Below are 13,696 nucleotides of genomic sequence, written 5' to 3'. Positions count from 1 at the left end.
GATATGGAGCCTCAACACAGGTTCATGGATGTATACGGTCCATGAATAGTGATTCACATAACAGGAGGTGGCCGTATGAAACGCCTCTACTATCTCACCGATACGATAGACAGCACGGAAAGCATCTCTAAAGACCTTCACCTTTTAGGCATAACCGACTGGAACCTTCATGTTCTGAGTAAGGACGATGACGGACTCTTCCGCCACCACATCCACGGTGCAAATACATTACAAAGGCTGGACCTGATCCATTCCGGTGAACAAGGTGCGCTGATCGGCGTCGTGATTGGATTATGCATCGGGGTGGCTTTGATGCTGGGTAAGCCGTTCGGAATTGCACTTGATCTGATCGCCATCGGTGCCATCGTCGCGCTATTTACGCTCTTTGGCACGTGGGTGGGCGGTTTATCGGGTCTGTCGCACGAAAGCTATAAGATAAAGCGTTTCCATGATGATCTGGATGCAGGCAAGTATTTGATCATGGTCGATTTCAGAAAAGCCCGGGAACCCGATGTCGTGCAGCTGATGGAAAACCAGCATCCTGAAGCCCAATTTGCCGGGAAAGATACCACCTGGATCAATCCATTTAAGTTCGCACACGAAAAAGTGAGCCATTGAGCTAATCCCAACCGTCATCACCGATGACCTAAGAGTGAATAAGGTAAGGCCGCAGTTTGTTCCTCATGCGGCCTTTTCGATGATGCCCACATCGACCTTATAAGCTCACGCTGCCCCATCTCATAGTGACCGATCAGTTGAAGGAAATTGCCAGTCAATCAGACGCGAACAGCCAGTGAAGAGAGTCGCCTACCACCAGTAAGATAATTCATCATCTTCCCGATAAAGTGATTAGTATGAATCTGTTCCTGAGAATGTTTTATCTTCTGGCTGCATCCTTTTTTAAACCTCGCCTACCCATTGAGCACCCGAGCAATACCTTGTCGATGCGCGTGCTGCCCAACGACATTGATATCAACCGGCATATGAATAACGGACGCTATCTGACGATCTGTGACTTGTCCCGCGTTGATATGTTTATACGTACCGGGCTGGCCAAAACGATGGTTAAAGAAGGCTGGATGCCTGTGATCTCAGAACATTCCATGCGCTATCGAAAACCATTGGGCCTATTTCAAAAATATGAGGTGAGCATGGAGATCACTGGATGGGATGAGAAATTTTTTAGTATGACGCACACGTTCGTCGTCGGTGATCGAGTTGTCGCCGAAGGGACATCACGGGGCTGTGTAATCAGTAAGCAAGGTGTCATCCCACCTTCAGACGTGATGCACCGTGTTAAAACCCGGCTTGAGAAGGCTCAAGCCTGAAGCGCTCAACCCGCACGCTGCAGCGCTTTATCCGCCATGATCTGACGATACAGCCAGTTGGAAAAATAATTAACCTTGGAGTCAGACAAACTGCGCGACGAGCGAACCAGATACCAGGCACCGATCTCTGGTACTTTCAGGTCCAGCGGCATCACCAGCTTTTTGTCCGCCAGATCGCCGCTGGCAAAAAACGACTGCACCACCGCAACACCCTGCCCTGCAATAGCCGCTTCCATTGCTAACTGGTGATTACCATGCTCACTCACCACGTTGATATGGCTTTCATCCATGCCAACGGCCGCCAGCCATGCCGAGAGGTTTTTCGGCGATTCAGTGATATTTAGAAACGGCTTTTCTAACAACTCAATTACCGAGAGCGTCGGTTTATCTTCCATCAAAGATGGGCTACAGACCGGAATTAACATCCCTTTAAATAACGGCTGATACACCAGACCCGGCTCAGTTTTTTCGCTGTAAATAATACCGATATCGGCAGCGTCCGGTTCGAAATCCCAGTCATAATACGAGCTGTACAGTTCGATCCTGATATCTGGATACTGCTCCTGAAAGTTACCTAACCGCTGAACCAGCCAACGCGATGCGATCCCCATATAAACCTGAACGGACAGATCGCCCTTATCCGGGTCGCCAAAAATCCGATAAGTGCTGCTTTCAATTGCACTCAGGGCATCACGAATCTCTACAACATATCTGGCGCCCACTTCAGTCAAGGCGATGCTTCGGCCCAATCGCTCAAATAGCGGTTGCCCCAAATCCTGTTCCAGATTTTTAATCTGGTGGCTAACCGCCGAATGTGTCACATTCAGCTCTTTCGCTGCTTGCTGAAAACTCAGCAAACGCGCGGTTGCCTCAAATGCCCGCAACGCATGTAATGATGGAATATGCCGTTTCATGTCCCTTCCTTGCCCTCTATACCTACCAGACCCGCACTAACGTGCTGAACGGTGCGCGCCACTGCCTAACAACCAATCCCTGAAGATCCTTGAGGCGTCTGACAGATCTTTATCGCTCTGATAGCACAAATAATAGCTGCCTTCGGTTGAAATGCTGTCTACAAACGGCGCCACTAACTGCTTGGCCAGCACCCCCTCCCGCATTAATTCGTCATACATCAGGCACACACCAAACCCGTTTGCCGCCATCGATACCGCCGTTGCATGGCTGTCCATATACTGGTGAGATTGCTCATCCGTATTATCCAGCTCCATCATTTCCAACCATTTACTCCAGCCTTGCGGTGTACCAATCACATCCAATAACACCATGCTTTCGAGATCTGATGGCTGACGAATCCGTTTAGCATTTGCCACGCTGCAATAGGGTCGTAACTGTTTTGAAACCAGTGGATGACATTCAAACCCCGGCCAATTCCCTGCGCCATATCGGATCTCCAGTTCCGCCGTGGAGATGTCAAAATCCGTCGCCCAGTTGGTGCCGAGCTGCCGAATCGTGATCTGCGGATAGATCGTATTGAACCGATGCAATCTCGGCGCAAGCCAAAGCACACCAAAAGCACTGTTTACATTCACTTCAACCACCGCCTGATTGAGCGGTGTAAAGATTTGTGCGGCGCCGGTATTCAGCTGTCGCATGCTGTCCTGAACCAGTGGAAGGAAGGATCGACCCGCATCCGTCAGCTGAATTGTACGGTTCGCTCGTAGGAATAATTTTTGATTCAGATGATGCTCCAACAGCTGTATTTGCTGGCTTACAGCGGATTGGCTCATATTCAGTTCCTGCGCAGACAGGGTAAAACTCAAACGCCTTCCTGCTGCTTCAAACGTTCGAAGCCAATTGAGTTGAATGTTATTTGTCAGCATCTCTTTCATAAGCAGTACTTATCCAAAAGCGAGAAATATATCGTTTGTAAGAGGTCGAACACATTCATAACATCGATAGCTAAGCAGTTACAACAATAATTAATTCGATCCAGTATTGGCTCAACGATGGGAATACACATATGAAGAATAAAACTGAAGTATTAATCATTGGCGGCGGCATTGCGGGTGTGAGTACTCTTTACCACCTGACAAAACTGGGTATGACCGATGTCATGCTCACCGAAAAAATTGAGCTGACTTCAGGTTCTACCTGGCACGCTGCCGGCAATTTGCCGCACTTCAGTAACAGCTACAACGTCATGAAACTCCAACAGTACAGTATCGATCTGTACGGCCGTTTACAGGAAGAAACCGGCCAGCCGGTTGACCATCATCCAACCGGTGCAGTGCGTCTGGCGCACACTCAGGATCGCATGGACGAGTTTGAACGCGTGGTTGCGATGTCCGATCTGGCGGGCCTGAATCTGGAGATGGTCTCCGTTGAACGCCTGCAGGAGTTGTACCCGTATCTGGATACAACCGGCCTGCTGGGCGGTATGTGGGATCCGGCCGATGGTCACATCGATCCGACCAGTGTCACCAACGCAATGGCTGCCGGTGCACGTGCCGCCGGTGCAACCATCGTGCGTAGCAACCCGGTATCCGCGATTGAGCAACAAGACAATGGCCGCTGGCTGGTCACCACCGAAAAAGGCGTGATTGATGCCGGTGTGATCGTCAACGCAGCGGGTTTCCGTGCGAATGAAGTGGCAGAAATGGTTGGGCATCACCTGCCGATGGCGTCCATGGAGCACCAGTTCATCGTTACCGATAACATTCCAGAACTGGAAGAACGCGACCATATGCTGCCCATGCTGCGCGACCCGGATGTGTCCTACTACCTGCGTCAGGAAGGCAAAGGTTTCATCCTTGGCCCATACGAAAAAGGTGGTATTCCGTGGGCCGTTGATGGTGTGCCTGCTGCATTCGGTCAGGAACTACTTCAACCGGATCTGGATCGTATCGAAGACATCATGTGCACCGCGATGGAACAGGTCGAACTGATCACCAAGGCCGGTATCAAAACTGTCGTGAATGGTCCGATCACCTACACGCCAGACGGCCACCCACTGATTGGTCCGGTGCATGGTTACACCAACTACTTCGTCTGCACCGGTTTCAACTTCGGCATCGTTCAGGGCGGTGGCGCGGGCCACTTCATGTCCCAGTGGATCGTCAACGGTCATCCAGAGCTGGATCTCTTCGAACTGGACCCACGTCGTTTTGGTGATTACTCCGATCACAAGTACTGCGTTGATAAAGCGACCGAAGTGTACGCAAACGAATATCAGCTCGGCTTCCCGAACGAGTACGCCATGCGCCCTGCACAGCGCGGCCTCAAAAAGGCACCAGCCTACGACCGTCAGAGCGAGAAAAACGCGGTATTCGGCGCATACTACGGATGGGAACGTGCAAGCTGGTTTGCTCCGGAAGGTGTAGAACCTCAGGAACACCACAGTTTCCGTCGCGGAAACTGGTTTGAGCCGGTGGCAGCAGAATGTACTCACGTACAAGAACATGTCGGCTTGCTGGATCTGTCGCCATTTACCAAGTTTGAAATTGCCGGCGATGGCGCGCATGCATGGTTGGAGTCACTCTCACCAAACCGCATCCCAACGGACGTGGGCGCAACCGCATTGGCCCACCCGCTGACAGCTGAAGGCGGCGTGGCATGGGAATTCTCCATCACCAAATTGCAGAACGGCAGCTACTACATGATGGCCCCTGCTGCCGGGGAGTTATTGATCGAAGATTGGCTGACCCAGCGACTGCCAACCGATACCAGCGTAGAACTGACCAACATCACCCGTCAGTACGGCACACTGGTTCTGGCCGGACCGGATGCGCGTAAAGTGCTGGCTAAACTGACCGACTCTGACCTGAGCAATGAAGGATTCCCTTGGTTCACCGGACAGGAGATCGAAGTAGCAGGCGCACCTGTTCGCGCCCTGCGTATGAACTTCGTCGGCGAGCTGGGCTGGGAGCTGCATCACCCGATTGAGCATCAGGCGGCACTGTATGACGCCCTGATCGACGCGGGTAACGAGTGGGATATTAAAGACTTCGGTCTGCGGGCTATGGACTCCATGCGTCTTGAGAAAGGCTACCCAATGTGGGGCCACGATCTGATTACCGAATTCACGGCACTGGAAGCGAATCTGGGCTGGTTCGTTAAGCTGGATAAAGGCGAGTTTGAAGGTCGTGCAGCACTCGCTCTCCAGAAAGAACAAGGTGTAGAAACCAAGCTGGTACTGCTGGAAATCGATACCACCGACGTAGATGCAGCCACCGGCATGGAACCGGTCTATCAGGATGGCAACGTTGTGGGTCAGGTCAGCTCGGGTGGTTACGGTCACCGTGTACAGAAGAGTCTGGCGCTCGCGTACATCAACACTGATGCCATCGCTGCTGACCTCACCGTGAAGATTCTAGGCAACCACTACCCAGCAAAAGCAACAAAAGGTTGTGTTTACGATCCGAAAGGCGAACTGTTGAAGTCGGATGCATAAAGTTCTGTCATAAGTAACTTTACGTTACGTTTAGCCCGACCCTGCGTCGGGCTTTTTTCTTCAAAGGAGCGCTCAATAGCTGTTGCGATTAGTCTATGAAGCTAAAAACTCTTACGTAGAAGGAGTAACTAGTTTTTCATAGTTACTTGGTGATAACCCCACTCAATCCAAGGGAGCAACGCCCTAACATCTTCTGTACTTACAGTCGCTCCACACCATATCCTAAGTCCCGGAGGCGCATCTCGATACGATCCTATATCGTAAGCAACATTTTCACTCTGAAGTAACTCAACCAGTTCATTGACCTGATCAACATTTAAACTAAGTGTTAAACACACGCTTGTATTAGATCGCGTGACGGGATCCCTAGCTAAGAATTGAATCCAATCACGCTCATTAACAAAGGCTTCAATTTCCTTGAGGCTTGCGTTACTTGTTTGTACGGCACTTGTGATACCACCTGCTGAACGAAACCAGTTCAGTGCATCCTGATAGTCTGAAACACAAAGCATCGACGGTGTATTGATCGTCGCCCCCTCAAAAATGCCTTCAATCAACCTCCCGTTCTTTGTCATACGAAAGATTTTGGGCAAGGGCCAATTAGGTGTATAGCTTTCTAAGCGCTCTATGGCACGAGGACTAAGAACGACAACCCCATGGGCTCCCTCTCCACCAATCACTTTTTGCCAGCTAAATGTGATGACATCGAGCTTATCCCATGGCAATTCCATTGCAAACACAGCTGAAGTTGCATCACAAATGGTCAGCCCCTCACGATCTGCAGCAATCCAATCACCATTGCTGACTTTTACTCCAGACGAAGTACCATTCCATGTAAAAACGATATCGTGATACGGATTTGTTTGGGTGAGATCAGGTAACTCCCCATAGTTCGCCGTTATGTGGTTAGCATTCAGTTGTAATTGTTCAGTAATGTCATCATACCAAGCTGCTCCGAAACTCTCCCAAGAACATACATCGATAGGGCGCGTACCCAACATACTCCACAACACCATTTCAACTGCACCAGTATCAGATGCGGGAACAATCCCGACCTTATAATCATCCGGTATACCAAGTAATTCAGCTGTATCGTTAATAGATCGCTTCAATACATGTTTACCCAACGTAGAACGATGTGATCGGCCTAATACTGTGATGTCTAGATCTGCAACGTTATAGCCTGGCCTCTTACGGCATGGACCAGAAGAAAAGTAAGGATTTTTAGGCTTAATATCTGGATGAGAGTTCACGCTATATCCCGGTGAAATAGAAATGCTGCGATGTGACCACAGCATCTCAAACTGAGTTGTTTAATATGCTAAATTAGATCTCGACTCATATTTTACAGACGACTGATCCCTACCCCACTTTTATTAGACAGACTGTAAACATAGGCTGTGATCAAGTGGATCTTATCTTCGCTCAACAACGTATTATGTGCTGGCATCACACCGTTACGGCCATTACGAATGGAGTGGGCAACATTCTCAAAAGCACCGCCGTATAACCAAATATTATCAGTCAGATTCGGTGCTCCCAGTGCCAACATTCCACGGGCATCGGCGCCATGACACGCCGCACACAGTGCCTGAAATTGAGGTTTTCCTTTTTCAACGGAGCCAGCATCCACCTGTCCACCGCTCAGGCTCAGGACGTAAGACGTTACATCACGTATACCCTCTTCGCCCAGAACCGCACCCCAGGGTGGCATGCCGCCTTGTCGACCATGAGCGATGGTTGTCTGGATAGTCGCAGGATCTCCACCGTACAACCAATCAGTGTCGGTTAGGTTTGGAAAACCATACGAACCCGATCCGGTAGATCCATGACACAGAGCACAGTTATTGGCAAACATGCGCTGACCCATTTTTAAGCCCGCTTCATTACCGGGTTGCTGCAGTTCTTCAACAGACATTGCTGCATATTTTGCAAATACCGGCTTGTACTGTTCTTCTGCATGCGCCATTTCCTCCTGCCATTGACCAGTAGAAGACCAACCCAACAACCCCTGAAAATTACCTAAACCTGGATAAAGTACTAAATAGCCAAGACTAAAAATAACTGTGGCCATAAACATCTGGAACCACCAGCGTGGCAGAGGGTTGTCATACTCTTCGATACCGTCAAATTCATGCCCTAATGTTTCTTCAGTTGCTTCTTTATGCGTCTCACTCTTACGAGTCGCCAATAGCAACCAGGTACAGCCAAAAATGACTGCCAGGGTAATTACAGATACCCATGCACTCCAAAAAGCACTCATTTTGTTCTTCTCCTGTTATCGATCTGTACAGCAGCCCCTTCGTTTCTATCCGCGAAGGGGAGGTTTGCAGCATCATTAAACTTTGACGTGTTCTTTGGGTGCAAAACCCAGACAAACAAAGCGAGGAATGTGATGAGCATTACCACCACAATATAGGGACCATAAACATCGTAACTCACAGGCTGATTACCGTACTTTATCGTAGTTAGTGTGCAGCTTACCCAGCGACTGGAGGTACGCTACGACTGCATCAATCTCATATTTTCCCCGGACGGCACTCTGTGCACCCGCGATCTGCTCATCGGTAAAAGGAACCCCCAAAGCACGCTGAACTTCAAACTTCCTGGCGGTATCGTCGCCACTTAACTTGTTTTCGAACAACCATGGGTAAGATGGCATCTTAGACTCAGGTACAACATCACGAGGGTTGTACAAATGAGCACGATGCCAATCATCAGAGTAACGAGCACCGACGCGTGCCAGATCAGGCCCGGTGCGCTTAGAACCCCAAAGATGAGGATGTTCCCAAACATGTTCATTTGCCGTGGAAAAATGGCCATAACGTTCTGTCTCTGCACGAAACGGTCGGATTTGCTGGGTGTGGCATACCGTACAACCTTCGCGAATATATATATCACGCCCCTCCAGCTCCAGTGCAGTATAAGTACGCAGACCTTCGATTGGCTTGGTTGTTGATGGTTGAAAGAAAAGAGGCACAATCTCTGCAAGACCACCGCCACTGATCACGAGAATAATAAGCAGGCTCATCAGGCCGATATTTTTTTCAATCAATTCATGCTTGATCATATTCATCTACCCCTATGGCCTTAAGCGACGTGCGCTGTAACAGTTGCTTGTGGTGCTGAACTGTCTTTGCGAATGGTTTGCCAGGTGTTGAATGCCATCAACAGCATCCCTGTCAGGAAGAATATTCCGCCCAACCATCGAACGAAGAATCCAGGGTGAGAGGCTTCCAGAGCTTCCACAAAGCTATATGTCAGGGTCCCGTCCTCATTGACTGCACGCCACATTAACCCCTGTAAGATGCCGTTAACCCACATCGCACAGATGTACAAAACAGTACCAATGGTGGCCAGCCAGAAGTGTGTATTGATCAGGCCCATGGAATACATCTGTGTCTTGCCAAATAAGCGAGGGATCATGTGATACACAGAACCGATAGAGATCATCGCAACCCAACCTAGCGCCCCTGCGTGTACATGACCAACCGTCCAGTCTGTGTAGTGGGACAGAGCATTTACAGTTTTAATCGACATCATCGGTCCTTCGAAGGTAGACATACCGTAGAAAGAAAGGGACACAACCAGAAAACGCAGAATCGGATCAGTACGCAGTTTGTGCCATGCACCAGACAGGGTCATCATGCCGTTGATCATTCCGCCCCAGGATGGAGCCAACAAGATCAGGGACATCACCATTGCTACAGATTGAGTCCAATCAGGCAGGGATGTGTAATGCAGGTGGTGACCACCCGCCCACATGTACGTTGCTATCAATGCCCAGAAATGAACGATGGATAGACGGTAAGAGAAAATTGGGCGCTCCGCCTGCTTAGGAACAAAGTAATACATCATTCCCAGGAAACCCGCCGTCAGGAAGAAACCTACCGCATTGTGGCCGTACCACCACTGAACCATTGCGTCGACGGTACCGGCATATACCGAGTAAGACTTCCACAGCGTCACCGGTATTGCTGCACTGTTCACGATATGCAGAACAGCGATCGTGATAATGAAAGACATATAAAACCAGTTGCCCACATAGATATGAGAGGTTTTACGTACTTTCACTGTGCCTAAGAACACAATCCCATAGGCCACCCATACAATGGTAATAAGTACATCAATTGGCCACTCCATCTCTGCATACTCTTTTGTAGAGGTCATGCCCAAAGGCAGCGTGATGATTGTGCTGATAATGACAAGCTGCCAAGCCCAAAAGGTAAAGGCCGCTAATTTGTCGGAAAACAACCTAACCCGACACGTCCGTTGTACGACGTAGTAAGAGGTTGCAAATAAGGCGCAACCTCCGAACGCAAAAATAACTGCGTTTGTGTGTAACGGCCGTAGCCGTCCGAAACTTAACCAGGGCGTATCAAAGTTAAGTGCAGGCCAGACCAGCTGGGCTGCAATTAGGACACCAATAGCCATTCCGACAATACCCCAAACGACTGTCATAATGGCAAACTGGCGCACCACCTTGTAATTGTACGTGGGGTGTTCCGCTGCTGTGCTCATATTAGGCTCTCATCACCAATTCATTCATAATATTTATTTGTTTTTCTAAAAAATAATTCCTATACACGACCTTGATACTTCCATATGAACAACCCCCTACCTCTTAATATTCAAATACCAAAATGAAACCCATATAGAACAAAAAGATATTTCCTAACAGAAAATAACAGGCATAAAAAGCTGAAAACCAACCGAGTTAAACGAGCCAATCACGCTAAGATTTTCAGCTATTTTCCAGCAGCGTTAAGCAGGGATATATCCGTCTCCAAACAGACAGCCAAGGAGGGTACAGGTTTTCGTTTTACTTGCTCTTATGCATGAAAGTCACTCCCATCCCTGAGACACTTAAACCATTCATATTTCGGATCAACCTGAGCGTTATCGATATTCCTCGGTTCACTGTCATTCTCATCACGGACATCACGCCCGGTAAATGACCTTAATTCGATGTTAAACCGACTGTATTTTTCTGGATCTGGTGTGCTGGCGTGAAGGTGCGCGCTGGAAAAGCAAAGGATATCACCAGGGTTAACGACAACGCTTACTGCATCAGAGCTCTGTAGTTCCTGAGTCGCCGAAGGCGCATACGGGTATTCGATACATGATGGTCGATCGCTCAGCATCGCTGTTGTTCGAGCGGCGCAAAACGCTTCGTATGACCAATTATCCGTATCATTTGATACTGGGGTCTGCCAGTACTTGGGATAAAACACGATTGTGTTTGCTTCTGTAAGAGAATAAACACTACTCCACCAGTTGATCTGCTGCTGAATATTGCTGCCCCATGTATCTCGATGAACGCCAATCTTTCCTCTGGTCAAATTTGTTACGTTTGGTATTGGAGGGACACAGCGCAGGAATAAACTATCCGCATAATTTCCTCCCAAATCCATACCGGATTGACCTAATGCCAGTTTAAAAAATGGCAAGACATCCCTGTTATTGCGAAAATCTTTCTGTAGATTTTTCATATTGACGTCAAACAAATCCGGACATTTCGAAACGACCCGCATAGGATCATTGCCGAAGTTTTCACGGATCATCCTATCCAAAATACAATTAACTTCTAACATTCCAGGGATTTGCTTAAAAACAATCAAACTACCGTTATATAAAAGCTCATTACGTTCACAATCACTCATGGGTACAGATGTATAGATAATATCAATCATGATAAAAACCGCTGGCGTTTACGATAATGAGGAGAAACAACATGCACACCGAATAAATTATTTCTCTGTCCCATCGAATTAATTCAGTGGACTCATCGCTACGAGAAAACCATATAAACGCTATAGCTTGCCCTCTAGATGTGTTTTTTTAATGCCTGAGTAACATCCACGAAAAAATCATAACGACCTCCCGGAAACGAAACCTGACTGCAGGCTTTGAGATGGAATGATCTGATAAACCACGCAGGCACTGAGGGATAAAAGCGCTTCCTCGCCTCATACAATGCATGGTCATCTTCGTCATATTGATACAAAGCCTTAGTACTCGCGTTCAGACAGAATGTTGAACAGAGACTAAAACATGGGAAAGGATAGGCACAGACCTAGATTTATCAAAATTAATGTACACAGATCAGGTTCTAGCGGTCACTGAGTAGTATCTCGGGTAAACGATTCAGGGCATTCACCCTCTTTGGGCTCCACGGGTGTTCAAAACTAATGCGCAGATAATTCTGGAACTGACCGGAGACGGAGAAAAGTGGCCCTGGAGTAATCACCACGTTGTGTTCCAACGCTTTGGTATATGCCCCAAGCGTATCCACGGATTCCGGAAGCTCAACCCACACCGACAAACCACCCTGAGGAAGGTTAACGCGTAAATCACATGGCCAGTCGTGCAAATGGGCAATCAAGCAGTCACGACGTTCCCTCAACTCCTTTCGCAGTTTGCGTAGGTGAGTCGCAAATCCACCTTCTTCCATATAATCCGCCACGCCCTGCTGCAGGTATCGACTGCTAGCCAATTGAGTCACGAGTTTTAACCGTATGATACGAGAGTGCCAACGGGCCCCTGAGATCCAGCCAAGCCTGAGATCACGTGACATACACTTAGAAAAAGAGCTGCACAAAATGACCCTGCTTTCAGTGTCTATCGCTTTGAGAGGATCCGGCACCGCGCCAAATGCGGTGTCACCATAGATATCATCCTCGATAATCGCTAAATCATACTGTTCCGCAAGTTCAAGAATGCGCTTTCTGGATGAGTCGGGCATCAACACCCCGCTGGGCGTGCCAAATGCGGGCGAAACAATGCAGGCTTTAATTTTCCAATTCTTTAGAGCTTCTTCCAGCGAATCAGTATCTATCCCCGATTCTACCGATGTTGGCACTTCTACAACTTTTAGTTCCAGCTGTTCCAGTAACTGCAAAGCGCCGTAAAACCCCGGAGACTCTACTGCAACAACATCTCCCTTCTCACACGTTGCCATAAGTGCAAGAAACAGTGCATGCTGACACCCCGAGGTAATGCATAACTCATCTGGCGAAACGATCCAGCCACGTCTCGAATTGTGTAAAGCCAACTGCTCTCGCAATCGCAGGTTTCCTGCGGGCTCATCATAATACTGATAATCATCCCCTCGCTGCCGTCTCAACGACCTCCCGATAGAACGGTTTAACGCCACTACACCTGGAGGCAGGTCACCCACATTGAGATCAGGCAACAGATCAAACGCCGCACTTCGTCCCATAATATCGAGTAACAGATCACTTACTGTAACCAGCTGAGGCTCGTCGATTTGGACACGGGATTGCGGTATCTCAAGCGCCTTGGGCTGAAAACGCACGAAATATCCCGCCTTTGGACGTGCTTCCAACAACCCCTGGGCCTCTAACCGCTGCAATGCATGCTGTACGGTAGATCTGGATAAACCGTGCTCTTGGCAAAGCGTTCTAATTGACGGTAAACGCTCCCCCAAGCGCCACCGCTGTTTCTGGATCCCCTCCTGTAACCAACTTTCCAGCTGGTGATAAAGGTAATCGGTCGCCATTTTTTTCTCCAAACATCAATCTGTGCACATCGTTGTTACTTTTTTTACACCTGTACCCACATTCAACACAAGCGTATTTTTCTTTCATCAACAATTCATGTGCGATCAATGATGGAAAAGATACTTGTCACTTACATTGGAACTTCTCCTACAAACAACGATGGAAAAGTTCGCGTTCATCTAACAGAAGGCAAATTTCAAAAACTACGACACTTAACCAACTGGCCTCTGATCACATTGCTTTTCGGTCTGGTTTGGATACAGATTGACGGTCACCCTTGGTTTCTTTTTATCATCGAGCAACAACGTATTGTCCTATTTAGTCGCGCCTTCTCTTGGCATGATCTGCTACTTCTGACGGAATTGCTGATCACAGGTGCCTGCTTGACAGCTTCTTTGGGGAGGAGTTGGTGTGGCTTCGTGTGTCCACAAAGC

The 13,696-nt window shown here is 48.5% G+C and carries 12 protein-coding genes; 3 read left to right on the top strand and 9 right to left on the bottom strand.

Features of this window, described 5'->3' with window-relative positions; all coding sequences use genetic code 11:
- Positions 1–75: 75 nt before the first annotated feature.
- Complete coding sequence (locus IOQ59_RS13360) at positions 76–618, top strand: hypothetical protein (protein WP_193953877.1); 543 nt, start codon at positions 76–78, stop codon at positions 616–618.
- A 236-nt stretch (positions 619–854) separates the two neighbouring features.
- Positions 855–1,328 (top strand): acyl-CoA thioesterase, encoded by a 474-nt coding sequence (locus tag IOQ59_RS13355; protein ID WP_193953876.1) that lies wholly within the window; start codon positions 855–857, stop codon positions 1,326–1,328.
- Positions 1,329–1,333: 5 nt separating this feature from the next.
- Here the strand turns inward: IOQ59_RS13355 and IOQ59_RS13350 are convergent, their stop codons facing one another.
- Together IOQ59_RS13350 and IOQ59_RS13345 are read right to left on the bottom strand one after the other, a co-directional pair.
- A complete protein-coding gene (locus tag IOQ59_RS13350; protein WP_193953875.1) occupies positions 1,334–2,242 on the bottom strand; it encodes a LysR substrate-binding domain-containing protein in 909 nt (302 codons plus the stop codon).
- A 36-nt stretch (positions 2,243–2,278) separates the two neighbouring features.
- Positions 2,279–3,169, bottom strand: coding sequence for a LysR substrate-binding domain-containing protein (locus tag IOQ59_RS13345; RefSeq protein WP_228050900.1), 891 nt, complete (start codon positions 3,167–3,169; stop codon positions 2,279–2,281).
- 140 nt (positions 3,170–3,309) lie between these two features.
- On the opposite strand from IOQ59_RS13345, the gene IOQ59_RS13340 reads away from it, so the two are divergent.
- Entirely contained in the window at positions 3,310–5,739 is a 2,430-nt protein-coding gene (locus tag IOQ59_RS13340) for a GcvT family protein (protein WP_193953873.1), read from the top strand.
- Positions 5,740–5,867: 128 nt separating this feature from the next.
- Here the strand turns inward: IOQ59_RS13340 and IOQ59_RS13335 are convergent, their stop codons facing one another.
- The 7 genes from IOQ59_RS13335 to IOQ59_RS13305 all read right to left on the bottom strand — a co-directional run bounded on the left by IOQ59_RS13335 (position 5,868) and on the right by IOQ59_RS13305 (position 13,261).
- Positions 5,868–6,992, bottom strand: a complete 1,125-nt coding sequence (locus tag IOQ59_RS13335) for a phosphoserine transaminase (protein WP_371871865.1) — start codon at positions 6,990–6,992, stop codon at positions 5,868–5,870.
- A gap of 92 nt (positions 6,993–7,084) precedes the next feature.
- Positions 7,085–8,002: a cytochrome-c oxidase, cbb3-type subunit III gene (gene ccoP, locus IOQ59_RS13330; RefSeq protein WP_193953871.1), complete on the bottom strand. Its 918-nt coding sequence runs from the start codon at positions 8,000–8,002 to the stop codon at positions 7,085–7,087.
- Positions 7,999–8,142, bottom strand: a complete 144-nt coding sequence (locus IOQ59_RS13325) for a cbb3-type cytochrome oxidase subunit 3 (protein ID WP_193953936.1) — start codon at positions 8,140–8,142, stop codon at positions 7,999–8,001. Before IOQ59_RS13325 ends, ccoP begins: the two co-directional genes overlap by 4 nt.
- Positions 8,143–8,188: 46 nt before the next feature.
- Complete coding sequence (gene ccoO / locus IOQ59_RS13320) at positions 8,189–8,809, bottom strand: cytochrome-c oxidase, cbb3-type subunit II (RefSeq protein ID WP_193953870.1); 621 nt, start codon at positions 8,807–8,809, stop codon at positions 8,189–8,191.
- Positions 8,810–8,829: 20 nt separating this feature from the next.
- Positions 8,830–10,260, bottom strand: coding sequence for a cytochrome-c oxidase, cbb3-type subunit I (gene ccoN, locus IOQ59_RS13315; protein WP_193953869.1), 1,431 nt, complete (start codon positions 10,258–10,260; stop codon positions 8,830–8,832).
- A gap of 311 nt (positions 10,261–10,571) precedes the next feature.
- Positions 10,572–11,432 (bottom strand): hypothetical protein, encoded by an 861-nt coding sequence (locus IOQ59_RS13310; RefSeq protein ID WP_193953868.1) that lies wholly within the window; start codon positions 11,430–11,432, stop codon positions 10,572–10,574.
- 419 nt (positions 11,433–11,851) lie between these two features.
- Positions 11,852–13,261, bottom strand: coding sequence for an aminotransferase-like domain-containing protein (locus IOQ59_RS13305; RefSeq protein ID WP_193953867.1), 1,410 nt, complete (start codon positions 13,259–13,261; stop codon positions 11,852–11,854).
- Positions 13,262–13,696 lie beyond the last annotated feature (435 nt).

The sequence above is a fragment of the Pontibacterium sinense genome (genome assembly GCF_015209595.1).
Taxonomy (GTDB): domain Bacteria; phylum Pseudomonadota; class Gammaproteobacteria; order Pseudomonadales; family Balneatricaceae; genus Pontibacterium; species Pontibacterium sinense.
This window is presented reverse-complemented; position numbering and strand designations above follow the sequence as displayed.